At 36.9% G+C, this 16,907-nt stretch carries 10 protein-coding genes; 3 read left to right on the top strand and 7 right to left on the bottom strand.

Translation table 11 applies throughout. The features are described from left to right. The first annotated feature begins 23 nt into the window (after window positions 1-23). From bshC to ACN9MR_RS17800, 3 genes are all read left to right on the top strand, one after another. The gene (gene bshC, locus ACN9MR_RS17790) at window positions 24-1,610 is read left to right on the top strand and encodes a bacillithiol biosynthesis cysteine-adding enzyme BshC (protein ID WP_426325635.1); all 1,587 of its coding nucleotides are present in this window, start codon (window positions 24-26) and stop codon (window positions 1,608-1,610) included. A gap of 66 nt (window positions 1,611-1,676) precedes the next feature. After that, the gene (locus ACN9MR_RS17795) at window positions 1,677-2,762 is read left to right on the top strand and encodes an Ldh family oxidoreductase (protein ID WP_426325637.1); all 1,086 of its coding nucleotides are present in this window, start codon (window positions 1,677-1,679) and stop codon (window positions 2,760-2,762) included. A gap of 439 nt (window positions 2,763-3,201) precedes the next feature. Next, complete coding sequence (locus tag ACN9MR_RS17800; RefSeq protein WP_426325639.1) at window positions 3,202-4,383, top strand: M57 family metalloprotease; 1,182 nt, start codon at window positions 3,202-3,204, stop codon at window positions 4,381-4,383. Between the two features lie 83 nt (window positions 4,384-4,466). On the opposite strand, the gene ACN9MR_RS17805 is transcribed toward ACN9MR_RS17800, so the two are convergent. Genes ACN9MR_RS17805 through ACN9MR_RS17835 form a run of 7 tightly spaced genes read right to left on the bottom strand, consistent with a single transcriptional unit; the run spans window position 4,467 to window position 16,888 of the window. Then, window positions 4,467-7,139, bottom strand: coding sequence for a glycoside hydrolase family 3 C-terminal domain-containing protein (locus ACN9MR_RS17805; protein ID WP_426325641.1), 2,673 nt, complete (start codon window positions 7,137-7,139; stop codon window positions 4,467-4,469). Between the two features lie 2 nt (window positions 7,140-7,141). Further along, window positions 7,142-8,566: an alpha-L-fucosidase gene (locus tag ACN9MR_RS17810; RefSeq protein WP_426325643.1), complete on the bottom strand. Its 1,425-nt coding sequence runs from the start codon at window positions 8,564-8,566 to the stop codon at window positions 7,142-7,144. A gap of 18 nt (window positions 8,567-8,584) precedes the next feature. Further along, window positions 8,585-9,892, bottom strand: a complete 1,308-nt coding sequence (locus ACN9MR_RS17815; protein WP_426325645.1) for a vanadium-dependent haloperoxidase — start codon at window positions 9,890-9,892, stop codon at window positions 8,585-8,587. 10 nt (window positions 9,893-9,902) lie between these two features. Then, a complete protein-coding gene (locus ACN9MR_RS17820) occupies window positions 9,903-13,253 on the bottom strand; it encodes a VCBS repeat-containing protein (RefSeq protein ID WP_426325647.1) in 3,351 nt (1,116 codons plus the stop codon). 53 nt (window positions 13,254-13,306) lie between these two features. Further along, window positions 13,307-14,641: a cytochrome c gene (locus tag ACN9MR_RS17825; RefSeq protein ID WP_426325649.1), complete on the bottom strand. Its 1,335-nt coding sequence runs from the start codon at window positions 14,639-14,641 to the stop codon at window positions 13,307-13,309. After that, window positions 14,641-15,228 carry a redoxin domain-containing protein gene (locus ACN9MR_RS17830; RefSeq protein ID WP_426325651.1) on the bottom strand — a complete coding sequence of 196 codons (588 nt, stop codon included), beginning with the start codon at window positions 15,226-15,228 and terminating at the stop codon, window positions 14,641-14,643. The genes ACN9MR_RS17825 and ACN9MR_RS17830 overlap by 1 nt, the downstream gene beginning before the upstream one ends. 58 nt (window positions 15,229-15,286) lie before the next feature. After that, entirely contained in the window at window positions 15,287-16,888 is a 1,602-nt protein-coding gene (locus ACN9MR_RS17835) for a SusD/RagB family nutrient-binding outer membrane lipoprotein (protein WP_426325653.1), read from the bottom strand. Window positions 16,889-16,907 lie beyond the last annotated feature (19 nt).

Consider the following 16,907-nt stretch of genomic DNA (forward strand, 5'->3'; position numbering starts at 1 on the left):
AAATTGCATTACTTTCGCACATCATGCAGGCAAAATATATCTCATATCAGGAAACCGGATCATTTTCAAAACTGGTTTTAGATTATATTAACGACGAAGAACAACTTAAAGCTTTTTACAGTTATCGTCCTGATATGGAGGGCTTGGCCAAAGCAATTGAGCATAGAAATTTCTTGGGTAACAGAGAAACTTTAGTTAAGGTTTTACAAGATCAATACCAGCATTTACAGCCGAATAAATCGGTTACCAAAAACATAGAACTTTTAGGCTTAGCGAATACCTTTACGGTTACAACGGGCCACCAGTTGAACCTTTTTACCGGACCGCTTTATTTTATTTACAAAATTGTAACCACCATTAATTTAGCCATCGAGTTAAAAATGGCCCATCCCGATAAAAATTTTGTTCCGGTTTATTGGATGGCAACAGAGGATCATGATTTTGATGAAATTAACCATGTAAGTGTTGATGAAAAGAACATCAGCTGGATACAGCAAACCAATGGTGCCACCGGAAGACTAAATACTAAAACTGTTGCCGCAGCAGTAACGGCATATAAGGGATATCTCGGTATCTCTAAAAACGGAAAACGGATTGCCAAATTGGTAGAACAGGCCTATTTGCAACACGATAATTTGGCCGATGCCACCAGGTTTCTAGTGAATAACTTATTCGAGAAATATGGCTTGGTGATTGTAAATGCAGATAATGCACAACTAAAAAAGCAATTCGCGAATATCATTACCGAAGATATTATTCAGCATAATAGTGCAAAAAATATCGACGAAAGTTCGAAAAACCTGGAGGATTTAGGCTATAAAACCCAGGTAAACGGCCGTGATATTAATTTCTTTTACCTTATCGATAATCTGCGCGAACGTTTGATTTTTGAAAATGGCAAATATGTTGTAAACCATACTGATATCAGTTTTACAGAGACCGAATTAAAAGAAGAAATCGAATCACATCCTGAGCGGTTTAGTCCGAATGTGGTGATGCGCCCGATGTATCAGGAAGTGATTTTGCCAAACATTGCTTATATAGGTGGCGGTGCAGAAGTAGCCTACTGGATGCAGTTAAAAGCAAATTTCGACTTTTATAAAGTTGATTTTCCAGTTTTACTATTGCGTAATTCTGCTTTATTGATTGATAAACGCAGTGCACAGAATTTATACCATTTAGGCTTTTCTTTAGAAGACATTTTCTTGCCTGTTGAAGAACTAAAAAACATTTGGGTAAAACGGAATACCACTGCCCAATTGAGCCTGGCTGATGAAACCAGGGCTATTAACAGCATTTTCGATCAAATTAAATTAAATGCCTATAAAATAGATAAAACGCTTTCTGTTTCTACTGATACGGCAAAACAACGAACCAACCATTTGTTGGCTAACCTGGAGAAGAAACTATTCCGCGCAGAGAAAAGGAAACATGAAACGGCATTGCTGCAGATTGATAATGTAAAGAAAAGGCTTTTCCCGAATGGAGCACTTCAGGAAAGAACCTTGAATATTGCACCCATGTACGTAAATTATGGGGAAGATTTTCTTTCCTCGTGTATAGAAAACTTTGAACCACTGGGCGGCGATTTTACTGTTTTATTACCGTAATATTATTCCCGAGTCAGAAGTCCAAAGTCCGGAGTCGATCCTGATACTTAATACTTGATACTAAAAATGAACTTCATCACTTTTACCGAAACCAACCTCAGAGCTTTTACCTTTAGTGTTTTTAAAAAAATGGGCTGTTCTGATGAGCATGCCGATTTAGCAACTGATGTATTGATCCGCTCAGATTTGCGTGGAATCGACTCACATGGTGTTGCGCGTTTAAGTGGGTACGTACGTCTCTGGGAAAAGAAAAGGATTAATGCCACACCCAATATTAAAATTGTACATGAAACACCTACTACTGCCACTGTAGATGGCGATGCAGGCTTAGGCTTAGTGGTCGCACCTTTCGCGATGAAGGTTGCCATCGAAAAAGCAGAAAAATACGGTAGCGGATGGGTATCGGTTAAAAACTCTAACCATTTTGGTATTGCAGGGTACCATGCTTTAATGGCGGTAGAAAAAGATATGATCGGCATCAGTATGACCAATGCAAGCCCTTTGGTAGCTCCTACTTATGCGAACGAACGTTTATTGGGCACCAACCCCATGTGTTATGCATTCCCCGCAGGGAAATACCCGCCTGTAATTGTAGATATGGCTACAGCGGCGGCAGCAAACGGAAAACTGGAAATTGCTCAAAGAGCAAATAAAAGTATTCCAGATGGCTGGGTTCAGGATAAAAGCGGAGAAAACTCTACCGACCCTAACGAATTAAAAAACGGCGGTTCGCTTTTGCCTTTGGGCAGCGATAAAGATCATGGTAGCCATAAAGGTTATGGGTTAAGTGCTACTGTGGATATTTTGTCAGCGGTGTTATCTGGCGCCAATTACGGACCATGGGTACCTCCATTTGTGGCTTTCTTAGAGCCATCGGCCAATCCTGTTGGCGAAGGACTTGGCCACTTTTTAGGCGCTATGCGTGTAGATGGTTTCAGACCAGCTGTAGATTTCAAAAACCATTTAGATAATTGGGTAGAACGCTTTAAAAGTGCAAAAACGATAGATCCTGATAAAAAGGTAATTATCCCTGGCGAACCTGAACATGAATTTGAGCAGAAAAGGAAAATCAGCGGTATTCCGATCATTGATGTTGTGGTAAAGGATCTGAATGAACTTGCGGTGAAATTGGGGATAGAAGAATTAAAATAGCTTCATTTAACCGCAAAGGGCGCTGAGAGGAAAGCGCTAAGTTAGCAAAGCGAGGTCAATACTAAGATTTTTCATCATTGCGAGTAGGCACAACAAAGCAATTTGTTAAGCCAAATCAAGAAAAATGTCCCTATCAGCTTAACCACAAGCTGTGCAAAGATAAAGTGCAAGGACGCAATAGGTATATTAATCCCATAAAATCTTTTCTGTCATTAAATGGAGGCACAAATAAACAATCTATTTTTAACTCCTCTGAAGCTTGGAATGTTAAATCAAGAAACTAATTTCTGATAAGACTTAGCTTTTCTCATAATCAAAATATACCAACTACTGCTTAATACTTAATGGATTAAAAGATTCTTTAAAAAAACTAATAGCATTTTTATGTATATTCGATTTATAATAATGTAATTTTAAACCTACAAGCCAAATTCAAACTATGATCAAAAAAAATCTTTATTCGCTCTTTGCAGTTTTATTCATTATCATGATTTATTCCTGTGCTAAAAAACAAAATTTAGAAACCCAACAACACAGTGAAATACCTGAATCTGTTTTAGCTAGTATTAAAGAAATGGGATTTAATACCAAGGGCATAACAATTATGAAAGATGGATATATTGTGGAAGGAGATATTTTTTTACCAAAATCTTCTCTAGGTAAGGCCACAAACTCTTCAAACTTAATCATTGCTAAATCAGAACAGTACCAAACGTATAATCTAGTTCAAAACTTACCTCGTACAATAACAATTTCTGTGTCAAATTTACCTGCTGTTTATTCCACAGCAGCAAGTAATGCAGTGGGAAGGTATAACTCGTTAAACTTGAAAATCAACTTTCAACTTGTTAGTAGCAATGGAAATATTGAAATCATTGGCTTCAATGAAGGTCCAACTCCTACAGGCACCAAGTTAGGCTATGGTGGTTTTCCTTTTTCCGGAAATCCTTTTAATCAAATTGGATTAAATACAAATCCTGCTGCATTCGGTACAAATCCAGATGTAGGCTATATCACCTCTGTAATTCAGCATGAAATAGGCCACTGTATAGGTCTAAGACATACAGACTATTATGACCGGGGTTATAGTTGTTCAATAAGTGAGAATGAAGGCAATAGCTATAATAGTGCTGATGTCCAAAACTTTCCTGGGGCAATTCAAATCCCTGGAACTCCCGCTTCTGCTGAGCCCAATTCATTTATGCTTGCTTGCAATAATGGCGTAGATCGTTCTTTTAATACAAATGATATCGTTGCCTTAAATTATTTATATGGTTATCCCACATATACTTACTCTTTTAGGGTTACAACCATGAGTAATACACCAACTTATTATGGATTAATACTTAATGGAACTCACATTGCTGCCACAATTTCTACCCCGCCAGTAAATACCACAGCTACCTATGTTTATAACATTAGCAGTTATAATCCAAGTTCGACACTAGTGGTAAAAATAAGTTCAGGATATATACCGGTATCTGCCACAGCAAATGCAAACGGCTCTACAGTTAATGGAGTTATAAATGCTACCGATAAAACAATTACTTTTTCTAATCTTAACATGTCTGTACAAAATGGCTATGTTTCCATTGCACTAAAGAATTATGGATTAGATTAACCTTAAAAAAGCCGCAGATTTAACCAGAATCTGCGGCAAAATTACTTGATAATGGTTTATACCCAACCATAGGAGGTATTTTTTTAAGGCTTAACAGTTAAGTTATCTTTTAAATAAAGTGCCTTGCTTGATGATCCGATCATAATTCTATATTCCCCCGGAGCTACTTCCCATACATTATTGATATTGAGTGTTTGAAGCACCTCTTTATCCAGTTTGAATGAAATTATCTTTGTTTCACCAACCTTTAAATGTATCCTCTGGAAAGCGCGTAATGCAAGAACAGGTTGCGCCAATTTGTTTAACAAAGGTCTCATGTACAACTGCACCACTTCTTCACCATCGTAATTGCCTGTATTTTTAAGCTCAAAGCTTACTATAGCAGTTTCATTTTTAGCGATACTTTTACGGTTAAACTTCAAATTTGTATAAGAAAAGTTGGTATAACTTAATCCATATCCAAATGGGAAAAGTGGTTCGCCGCTTAAGTTGTTATAATCATCGCCTCTTCCCGTAGGTTTGTGGTTGTAAACCAATGGTAACTGCGATTCATCTATCGGGTAAGTAATTGGAAGTTTACCTGATGGATTTGCCTTGCCAAGCAATACATCTGCAATGGCGCTACCGCCTGCTTCGCCCGGATACCATACATTTAAAACTGCGTTTACTTTATTTAACCAAGGTTGCATATTGATGGCACTTCCACCGGTTAATACCACGATAATAGGTTTCCCGGTTTTTGCGAGTTCTTCCAGTAGCATTTCTTGATTACCAGGCAGGTTTAACATCGCCCGATCTAAAAACTCTCCTTCTTTTATGCCTGCAACAAACACGATTGCATCGTTATTCTTTGCCAAAGCTACTGCATCAGCTATTTCGTTTGATTTCCTGATATTATAATCCCAGATCAGTTTGATTTTACCATTGCCTTTAGGTTCAAAAAATTCGACCTTAATTGCATATTCCTTATTTTTCTCGAAATGAAATGGAACAATCTTCGTATTGAAAGATTTTTTGTCCCAATTATCGATAAGTAACTGGTTATCCAGGTATAATCGGTAACCATCATTCCCATCCAATCCGATATTAACATCGGCATTTTGTGGCACCTTAATTTTACCGGTCCATCTTACCGAATAATCATCTAATTGGAGCTGCTCGTCTGGTGGGTATAATGTCCAACTAAAATTAACAGCCTTATCATTTACTTCTTTAACGGGTTTACCTGAGAATTGAAGCCCTTTGTAATAGCTCCCCATTAATCCTGCTTTTTGATTAGCAGAAAGAAACTGGCTATCTATCGGAATATAAGATTGCAGTTCCCGGCTACTACCTTTTACATAGTTAACCTTAACGTTATTGGATACTGCGTTTTTTAAGCCATCCAATATATTTATCTTATTGTTTCCAGTACCACTATAGCCACCTAATCTGGCTTCAATAGCATCTTCCCCTACAAGCAATATCTGCTTTGCACTTTTTAACGGAAGCGTGTTGTTATCATTTTTCAGGAGCACAAAAGATTTTAAGGCAGCTTCTTTGGCCAGATTATGGTTACTTTGATCGCTTAGCATCTTTTCAGTAATACTTTCATCAACATAAGGATGTTCAAACAGCCCCAGCTCAAATTTAGCTTTCAGAACCCTAGACAATGCATCATCTATTCGCGATTTTGGAATACTACCATCTAAAAATGCAGGTAGAAAAAGTTTGTAATGGTTATAATCTACCTGGAAGATTACATCAAGGCCAGCGTTAATTGATTGCGCTGTGGCATCTTTATAATCTTTAGCTGTAAAATGTAATACATTGGCACCTCCAACTGCACCTGCATCAGAAATTACGAAACCTTTAAAGTCCCATTCTGTTTTTAGTTTAGTGGTAAGCAGCCATTTATTTGAGGTTGCCGGAGTACCAAAAACGCTGTTATAGGAAGTCATTAATGAACGGATACCTATGTTTTTAACCCCATCTTTAAATGCCGGAAAGTGGATTTCTTCTAAAAAATGTTTATCCATCTCTATCGGGTAGCTATCCCGCCCGCCATCGCCAACATTGGCAATAAAATGTTTTGGGGTAACAATGATATTCTGCCTTTCTATGGCATTCATAAAAGCATGGCCTATTACAGTTGTTAGATAAGGGTCTTCCCCATAGGTTTCTTCTACCCTGCCCCATCTTACATCTGTAGCGATATTAATCACTGGGGCAAGTAAATCTCTTAATCCACGAGCCCTTGCCTCGTTGCCAATAGCAGTACCGATTTTGGCCACTAAAGTAGTGTCGAAACTTGCAGCCAAACCAATTGATTGTGGAAATGCCGTAGCACCTTGCCTAACCAAACCGTGTAAAGCCTCATCAAAAGGGATAATCGGGATGCCCAAACGGGTTTCCTCAACAAAATATTTTTGAATTTTATTTACCCTTTTAGCCAGCGAAAGTCCGTCTTCAGAGGTATTGTAGGTCAGCATTTGTTGTGCATTGCCACTTCCCTGGGCGGCAGCACTTACCTGCAATCCGAAAATGCCATGCCTAAACTGGTCTTTGTTCTTTTCGGTTACGTCACCTGGGATCATAAATAATTGCCAGAATTTCTCTTCTGGCGTCATTCGCGAAATGAGGTCTTTTACCCTCAAATCGACACTTAATTTTGGATTTTTATAAGGTAAAGATTGCCCTTTTTTAACTTGAGCAAAAAGGCCACTACAGAAAAACAAGGCAGGCAATAAGTATAAATATCTTCTCAGTTTCGGCATTACTAATTAGTTTCGGGTGTAAAAGAAAAAGTCAAGGCTATTTTCTCCTCTGTTTTAGGGAAATCGAATTGTACCTTGCCATCTTTCAATGTCCATTTTACCTTTTGGTTGGTACTTAAAATGGTGATGAGACTTCCTTTTTTAGGAATACTCCCTTGCCATGAAATTTCTTTGTCTGGCGAATTGCCAATCAAATTAATGCCGTAAATAGTTTTACCATCTTTACTTTGCGTAAACCAGTTCTGTCCATCATGATAGTTTTTGGTAACCCTTGTCCCGTATATGGCAATACCATTTTTACTGGTCCACTTACCAATTTCATCCAATCGTGTAACCACATTATCAGGCAACGTTCCATCAGCTTTAGGTCCAATACCTAAAAGTAAACTTCCACCTTTGGCTACTATTTCTACTAATTTATAAACCACTTCGCCTGCCGATTTATATTGATCGTTAGGTACAAAACCCCAGGCACCGCCTAAAGTCATGCAGCTTTCCCATGGATAATCCAATTGCTTTTCAGGAATTTTCTGTTCTGGGGTTTGGTAGTTTTCAAACTGGCCATGTACCGTTCTATCAACTACAATTAAACCAGGTTGTGCTTTTCTGGCATCAGCGGCAATCTTAGGCATATCAATATCCTGACTCCACTCTGGAATAGGTGCACCCCAAGAAAGTACTTCTTTATTGACACTAGCCCGTGGACGAACCCATCCACCATCTAACCATAAAATATCAATGCTTCCATAATTGTTCATTAACTCTCCAATCTGGTTCTGAGTATAATTTTTAAACATATTCCACCGCCATGGATTCTTTCTGATGTCGTAATTGTTATTTCTATCTGCAGTGGCATATTTGTCCCACCAATAGTATTGCGAATGCCAATCGGGTTTAGAAAAATAAGCGCCAATCATAAAATTTTCCTTACGGAAAGCATCGAATACATATTTAGCTACGTCTTTTTTAGCATTGGTTGAAAAAGGACCTTTTGCAATGCTAAAATCAGATTGTTTGGTATCGAACATGGCAAAGCCATCGTGATGTTTGGTGGTAAACACCAGATATTTCATTCCTGCACTTTTACCTGCTCTGGCCCATTGCTCAGGATTGAACTTTGTTGGATTAAATTTTTCACTAAAGCCCCAATACCATTTCTTGTAATCATCATACTTTATTGTACTGTCTCTGTCAATCCAGTCTTCCGAACAGATTGACCAGGATTCAATAATTCCAGGAACAGCATATAAGCCCCAGTGGATAATCATTCCAAACTTTTTATCCTGCCAAGTATCGAGTTTTTGCTTAACAGTTGGATCTGTTGGCCACTCGTATTTGGTTGATTCTTGTAGTATGTCGTTTCTTTGGGCGCTTGAAAATTTAGCCAAAGCAATTAAAACAAGCGTCAGGAGATATTTTATTTTCATTGTAATTCTGTTTTTAACTTAATCTTTTTTCATTTTAATTTTTTCGGTCTGATATGCTCCAATACTCCTACCTTGAATCTGACCATTTTCAATGGCCGGTCTGTAATGAATACCTCCGTAAAGTCTACTAATAGCGGCTTCGTTAGCAGCTTGATTAAAAGAAGTGAAGCTTCGCACGGGTAATCCGAAATCAGTCTCGGTATTATCCTGAAACTTAAAGTTATCACCAAATATTTTGGTTAGCACATAGGCTGCTGATGTTGAAGCAACACTGTGTCCACTTGGATATTCAGGAAATGGAGGTGTTTGCAAAATTGGCCGCCAATTTTCATCGATATTTGCATCAATAAATGTTTCAGGCCGAATGTAATTGCTTCTATATTTCTCATCCCAACAGCTGATAAAGGCATCAAATAATGCAATACAGGTAGATGTATAAGCAAAGCTACTTTGAACATAATTAAAACTTTTTAGCTTGCAGGCAATGCCAGTTATCGAAATCCAGTGTGCTCCGGGTGATATCTTTTTTGTAGCATAATTCATGTGCCCGTTCAGATTCAAAAAGAATGGATTACAGTCCCAGAATTTAGCAATATCAAGCTGTTTTTCATTCAGGTTTTTACCAACCGCGTAAACTTCATTTGCATTGATATAAAAAGCACTGTTTTTATCTTTACTGTAAGGGGGAGGAGCTGCAGGTTTAAATTGATCAGCAGTTTTCATCACAAGAGGTCTTATTCTATTCCAGTAAGGTTCTACAGCTGCCATATAGCCAGGAGGCGTGGGGGCCCAATTACCTTCTTGCTTTACTAAACTATATCGCCTTAATTTACGTGTTTCTTTATACTTATCCTGATCGACCCATTTTAAAACCGTATCAGACACTGTTTTACCATATAAAATTGAATTTTGTACTACTGTATCAGGATAGCCCTTAGCTTTATACCATGAAAGTATGCTATTTAAACTATCTAAGGCCACTTGCTCTGAAAAGACAAGCCTTTTTCCGATCTGCCAATAGGCGTAAGTTGCAGCGACTGAATAACTAATTTGTTTTTTATCTGCATTTGGTATGCCATTAAAGCTATTCAACTGTCCTTTTAAAGATTGAAACTGATTATTGTTTTTCGCCTGAATTTCGTAAACAGCAATGTTTGCATAAACAAAAATTCTACTCGCAACCGGCGGAGAAAATATATCACTTACAATGATATCAGAAAGTGCCTTTTGCGACCTATGCAACGGTAAAGGATCATTTTCGCTTTTGTGCCACTGAGCACTAGCACTAGTTGAAATACAGATAAACAAAAACAGATATATCTTCATGATACTGGCTTTAATTAGTAGTCTTTAAAAGCTGAACCTTATCATTATTTTTAACAACAATAATTTTTTTGATTGCTCCCTTAATCTCAATCATATTCCTAACGTCGCCATCTATATACAATCCTGAATCATAAGGGGGCACCGCTTTAAAATCGCCCTTTCCATTTCCAACTAAAAGTAAGCCCAAACTTGCATCTGTCTGACCAAGCTGAACCCGATATGGATAAAAATTTCCCGACAAAAGGATATCCTCTTTCCCATCCTTATTAAAATCATCTACAATCACACCCCATGTTCTCGAAAACTGCGCCTCGATTGGAAGCGTCTTAATTGTAAATTTTCCACTTCCATCATTTAATAAAATGGAGGTTTCAAGTTTCTTACAATAAAATTTTTGACTTTTACTTAACTGCTCTGGTGTAAATAATTGTTCTATTGTGATATCAGCATAAGAGGCATAATTTAAAAACCGTTTTTTTAATTGAACCATCTGATCAAGTAGTTCATCTCTAGAAGCCATTGGATAATTTTGTCCTTGAATGTAATAACACATAACCGGATCTAATACGCCATCATTATTAAAATCACTGGCATAAACAGTTACTGGCTGCTTACTACTGGCTTTAAATTGATTGTTTAGACCACAGTTACCAACAATAAAATCTATTGCCCCGTCCTTGTTTACATCCATTGGTACAATTTTACTCCACATACCATCTGAGTTTTCTAGTCCAGAACCTTTATCATATTTTAAAACTCCTTTATCATTTTTGAATTTCTTTAATGGCATCCAATCACCACCAATTAACAGCTCTGGGTATCCATCAGTATTCAAATCCTGCCATAAAGCGGTAACAACTATACCCGCGTACTCCAAATCTGGGGCGAGTTCTTTGGTTACATCAATAAACTTTACCTCTCCGCCTTTTGAATCGTTACGTAATAAATAACTTTTACTGCAGAGCGGGAAAGATCCTGGTTTACTCATACCGCCCACAAAAACATCCAAATCTCCATCTTTATCAAAATCAGCAATGCTTATGCCCTGTTTACTACTCCACATTTTTGGCAATGCATCTTGTGCCTTATTAAAAATACCTTTTCCGTTATTTAAATATAATCGATCCTGATACTCTGGGGCATTTTCATCATATTCATTTCCACCGCTTACCACCCATAAATCTAAAGCCCCGTCGCCATTTGCATCAAAAAAAACAGCATTTACATCTTCACTTGCTTTATCTTCTTCCCAAGGTTGACTTAGAGAAGGGCTAAAGTTCCCTGCTTTATCCCCCAGGAATAATTTGCCTGCCTGACCAATTGCCCCACCTATAAAAACATCGTCTATTCCATCTTTGTTAACATCAGCCTTAGCTAGGGCAGGTCCAAATTTAGATAGTTGATAGGGTAAAAGGGTTTCGCCTTTAAAATCGATAAAATCGTTTTCATGATGTTTAAAATCTAACCCTGATTCTGCCGTATAATCTGTAAATAGTGCTTTTGGTGCAATAATGTCCTCTTTTTTGGTTGCAGCTTCACTCTGCTTAACCGTTAGTGTCTGATTTGATTGGATATTTTTAATCAAACTTTCTTTTCCATCAGGCCAAACTATTTTTACATAATTTATTTTATTGTTTTTACCTAAACCAAAACAATTGATTTGATCTACACTTGATTGATAACCACGTACCACATATTTCTCCTGATACTGTAAATTATCGTCTGTTTTAATATAGATTTTAGCTCCAATTGCTGCTGTATTTGATCCTGATCCAATAAGATTAATTTTTAAATAGTTCGATTTCTGTAAATCGGAATTATTCCTATACACCATTACCGGTGAGTTTATATTACAAATAATTAAATCCAGATCACCATCATTATCCAAATCAGCATAGGCAGAACCATTTGAAACAGAAGGTGTTGAAATGCCCCATTCTACAGTTTTGTTGGTAAAAGTTAAATCATGGTTGTTTGAAAAAATATAATTTGAGATTTTATTCGATGGCATTTTTTTCACCAAATCGAAGGTTTGAAATTTTAAACTCCCTTGTTTAAGTGATTCTTTTTGGGCATTTGCAACGGTATATTTCAGGAAATCCATATCAGTAAAGTCTCTTAAATATCCGTTAGAAATAAATAAATCCTTCCATCCATCGTTGTCAAAATCAGCAAATAAAGGTGCCCAACTCCAATCTGTATTAGAAATGCCCGCCAATTGTCCTATTTCGCTGAAACGCAAATTACCATCCTCTCCTAATCCCTGATTTAAGTGCAGCATATTTCTCATCTGCTGATTGTAATATCCACTATCCAATAACAAGTGATATTGATCATACTCGTCTGGTCCCTTAAGCAGCTTTTGCCTACGATTATCTTCGGGCAACATGTCAAGAGTGATGATATCGGGTGTACCATCATTGTTATAATCGGCAATATCAGAGCCCATTGAATACTTTGAAATATGCTTGATAGATTTCCTGATACTTTCTGAAAAAGTGCCATTTTTATTATTGATATAAAGGCAATCTTGCTCGGTATAATCACTCGAAGTATAAATATCAGGCCAGCCGTCGTTATTCAAATCGCTTACCGCAACGCTTAAGCCAAAATTCAGAGCATTATTAATGATCCCTGAGTTTAATGTAACATCTATAAAATGAAATTGGTTGTTTTTAGAATCATTTCTGAATAAGCGATTCCCAAATTTCATATTTGGGGTAGATCGTACTTTTTTAGTGTTTAAAAAAGGTTTATATGTTTGGTTTGAATGATTTAGCAAAAACATGTCTAAATCACCATCCTTGTCGTAATCAAAAAAAACTGCTTGTGTAGATTGGGTCCCTACTGCATCAAGGCCATAAACCTCTGCCATGTTTTTAAAAACAGGCATACCACCTTTTATTCCCTGGTTAATAAATAACTCATTTTTAAGTTTACTGTCAGGAAATTTTCCGGAATGACTTACATATATATCAGGTAAGCCGTCTGCATTTACATCAGCAATACATACCCCTGTTCCCCAGGTACCATTTCCTCTTACACCTGCTTTATTTGTAATATCTTCAAATTTTAAATTTCCTTTGTTAAGGTATAATTTATGATCCGATGCATTTGACGAAAAAAAAATGTCTGACAAACCATCGCCGTTAAAATCGGCTACTCCAACACCTGATCCGTTATACAAATATTCATAATTCATAACGTGTAATGAATCCGTTTCAATTACGCTATTTATAAAACTGATATTTGTTTCCTTTGCCGGTAATAAGGTAAATAAAGGCTGTTGCGCATTAGCGTTGTTAACAACAGCAGCTTGCATTGAGAAAAAAAGTGCGGGTAGCCATAGTCTTATTTTCATGGTACTTTTTATAAATCAAGCTAAAATTAAATTACGCAGTTGGTGGTAAGCCTTTATTTCAATTGTATTTGTTCATCATTTTCTTTATAGGGCAAAAACACAAGTAACATGGTCAGCATCTCATCGGTTGATTTCATATCATTGGCCGAATAAACATTTCGAGGCGGGCTGCTTGGATTGTTAGGATTACTCTTTGTATTGTCGTAAGTACCCTCTATTGTTAATATAGAGCCCTTAGGAATTTTTACTAAATTTTTAAATTGATAAATTTCTTGCCATCTAAAATCCCAGGATGGGATTGAAACGAGTTGTATGGTGTCTTTCTGAGGTGTTACTGCATATGATTTGAATATCTTACCCAGGTAATGCATATGCGGCCAAATGTATAATAGAGATTGATCTTGTGGTGTTGTAATTTTTAGTTCGAACTTTCTTACTGACTCAGCGGGGATAAAAAAGTAAGGTTCAATCGATTTTTCACCTACACCGGCAGAACCTAAGCTAATTACCTCAACTTTTCGTCCTATTGGCGTTTTTTTGAAAAAGAAATTTACACCCGAAATATTCTCCTCCTCCTTTGAAACCGGAGCAAGGTGTATCGTTAATAATATAACACCACGTTTAGGCATTACCCAGCCAAAATTATTTGGATAAGATTCATAAGATGTCCCTGGAATCCATCCCCCGTAATAGGTCATTGTTTTCTTAAAAGGAAAATACTGCGAATATTTAGTCCTATCATCTTCTGTTAAGTTTAAAAAATCAGCTCCCTGATTAATGTCAATATCATCTGCTACGGGATGAATAGCAAAGTTAGCGTGATGTACTACCTTTTTATTGGATGAAAAAAACTCCATTGCTTCTACATTTTTTTCAGTACCGATGTCGAAAGGAATTTTAAAAACAATGAACCGCTCTTTATTATCACCTAAAACTTTAAATGGTTTATTCGTTTTTAAAACAAGATCAGGTTTTCTAAAATACTGGGTACCATCTATATATGTTTTAACTGGTTTTTTGGGCATTTCACTAATATCGCCCATTGGCATTTTCGCATCAACCCATTTGGCTATAGTTAGCTTTTCTTCATCCGTTAATGATCTATCATTCTTAAATAGTCTGTAGTGGTTATCTGGCTTCCATGGCGGCATATAACCAGATTGTGTTACTTTTTTAATAAAGGAGCCCCTTTTTGCAACATCCTCGTAGGTTAATAAAGCAAATGGAGCAGCTTCTCCTGGTCTGTGACAGGGCTGGCATTTATTTTGAATAATATATGCAACATCTTTATAGTAAGTTACCTTTTGGGCACTTACATGAGGTATGCAAATAAATATTCCAAGTATAATGGTAATAATTTTTAATAATACTAAAGATTTTGAATCCATTATATGTCGTTAATTAAGCACCCTACAGGAATCGTTTTTTTAAATGTTTGTCTGCCGTTTGAAAGGTCTTTTATAGCTTGCTCAAGATATTTTTCGGTAATTACCAAACGTTTCTGTCCAAGTGAGGAAGACCAGTTATCGATTAATCCGCTATAAGTTATGGCGCCCATTTTATTGATTAAAAAAACCTCAGGTGTAGTGGTTGCACCTAGATACTTTGATAATCGTTTGTCTTTGTCTGTTAACAGGTCGAAGTTGATACCATATTCATTTTTAAGTTCATTTATTTCTTTTATTGAATAACTGGTACCTGGGATGACGCCGTAAAAATTGATGCTTTTATTCGCATTTTGAAGTTTTACCAAGCCTGGTAAATAATTTTTGCATAGTGGGCATTCGGGGCTTAAAAATACAATGACTGTTGTTTTGTTTAAATTAATTCGACTTTCTTTACCTGTTAAATTGATTAATTTAATCGCATTTATTTTTGCAGAAGATATTAAATTTTCCTGAGCTTTTATAAAAACAGGAAAAATAACGATAGCGAGCAAAAAACTCAATCGAATAAAAACATTAGATAATTTCATTGCTTTTAATTAAAAAGAACCCTTAGTAAAATGACTAAGGGTTCTTTTAATTTAGTGATTATTTTTTATCCCACCAAACACGACCAAAAGGATCATTTGGTCCAGCACCAAAATCAGGATTTTTAGCCATTTCAGCAATCGCAGCCTGCTGATTTGCATAGTTTAAATTAGTGGTACTTAACAAGTCTATACCAGCTCTACGAGCTAATGGTAATATACTTCCATTGCCTTTTAATTCCGACCATGCTAAAACCGATGTAGTATTGGGAAAGCCAGTTCTTTTCCACCAAGCCCAAGCTTCTAATGGCTGTCTGTAAAGATCGAGATAAGCCTGACAGGCGATTTGATCAGTAGCTTTAGCCGCGTCGTATTTAATTCCAACCTTATTATAATAGGTATCGATTGTTGGAATAGTTACTGCGTTAAAGTTTGCAACTTTCGCATCAACAGCCCTATCACTGTAAAATTGAATAGACGCATATACACCATTTTTATACCACGTTTCAGCAACATCAGTAGTAACGCCTCGGGCTGCAAGATCTGCACGTATAAAGCAATATTCTGCATAAGTTAAAACAGGATAAAATCCTTTGCCTGTTCCAGCACCTAAGCCGTCGGCTTCGTTATAATTAGGTGTAAATAACCTGTGTTGCAACTGTGATAAATTATCTATAGAAGCGTACAATGGTGCGTTTGCAGGTAATTTTGCATCGTCAGGGCTGGTAAAACTTCCAACATAATTTCCTGCTGCATTTGGACGATAGAAGGCCGATAATCTAGGGTCGCCTTTTGCAACAAGAAAATCTAATACCGGTTTACCTGCTGCAAAATTTCCAGGGTTAAAGTTTCCAGCACCATCTGCATACGATGGGCCAACTTTAAGCATCCACGAATCGTTAACGTTTGCCATCTGAACTGGATCTGCTAATACTTCGGTAGCAATTGCTTTCATTTTAGTTGGGTCAACTTTTATTAAGCGAATAGCTATTTTCAAACGTAAAGCATTTGCTGCTTTAGCCCAAAGGGTTGCATCACCATTGAAATACGGATCATTTCCGGCAAGACTGATCTGACCTGCTGGTGTGGTTTTCAAAGTAGCTACAGCTGCTTTTAATTCTGCATCAACTTTTGCAAATACTGCCTGTTGAGTATCATATGCAGGAGTTGTAGTACCACCATATCTTGCCTGAAAAGCTTGAGTATATGGAATGCTTCCGTTGATATCGCTCACATAAAATGCATAATATGACAAAAGTATCTGCGAAATTGCTTTCATGTGTACTCTTGCATTTTTATCAGCGTCAGGCATTTGTTCAATATTCTTTATAGCATCGACCAAAGCTGGACCTAATCTGCCATAAAATATTTTACCATACCGGGTATTGAATTGTGAACCAACATTATTAAAATTCAATCCATTTCCTGTACTTAAGGTCGCATATTGCATCCATAGATTGGCTGCGCGATAAACATCGGCAAAATACTCGAAATCGTCTTGCGAACCCACCGCCGCACGAAGAAACTGATCTTCAGGTTTAATTTCGTATAACGTAGTAGGATTTAAATTTGCTTCTACGAAGCTTTCCTTTTTACAACCGCCCGCTACAAGCAAAGCTGAAACCATCAGGAAATATATTTTTGTTTTATTTATAGTCTTCATATCTGTATTTTTTTAAATA

This window comes from Pedobacter sp. R-06, assembly GCF_049913135.1.
Taxonomy (GTDB): domain Bacteria; phylum Bacteroidota; class Bacteroidia; order Sphingobacteriales; family Sphingobacteriaceae; genus Pedobacter.

What these genes read in the sequence shown, in the direction of transcription:
- bshC (WP_426325635.1), top strand. Translation starts at nt 24, where the DNA reads ATGCAGGCAAAATATATCTCATATCAGGAAACCGGATCATTTTCAAAA.
- ACN9MR_RS17795 (WP_426325637.1), top strand. Translation starts at nt 1,677, where the DNA reads ATGAACTTCATCACTTTTACCGAAACCAACCTCAGAGCTTTTACCTTT.
- ACN9MR_RS17800 (WP_426325639.1), top strand. Translation starts at nt 3,202, where the DNA reads ATGATCAAAAAAAATCTTTATTCGCTCTTTGCAGTTTTATTCATTATC.
- ACN9MR_RS17805 (WP_426325641.1), bottom strand. Translation starts at nt 7,139, where the DNA reads ATGCCGAAACTGAGAAGATATTTATACTTATTGCCTGCCTTGTTTTTC.
- ACN9MR_RS17810 (WP_426325643.1), bottom strand. Translation starts at nt 8,566, where the DNA reads ATGAAAATAAAATATCTCCTGACGCTTGTTTTAATTGCTTTGGCTAAA.
- ACN9MR_RS17815 (WP_426325645.1), bottom strand. Translation starts at nt 9,892, where the DNA reads ATGAAGATATATCTGTTTTTGTTTATCTGTATTTCAACTAGTGCTAGT.
- ACN9MR_RS17820 (WP_426325647.1), bottom strand. Translation starts at nt 13,253, where the DNA reads ATGAAAATAAGACTATGGCTACCCGCACTTTTTTTCTCAATGCAAGCT.
- ACN9MR_RS17825 (WP_426325649.1), bottom strand. Translation starts at nt 14,641, where the DNA reads ATGGATTCAAAATCTTTAGTATTATTAAAAATTATTACCATTATACTT.
- ACN9MR_RS17830 (WP_426325651.1), bottom strand. Translation starts at nt 15,228, where the DNA reads ATGAAATTATCTAATGTTTTTATTCGATTGAGTTTTTTGCTCGCTATC.
- ACN9MR_RS17835 (WP_426325653.1), bottom strand. Translation starts at nt 16,888, where the DNA reads ATGAAGACTATAAATAAAACAAAAATATATTTCCTGATGGTTTCAGCT.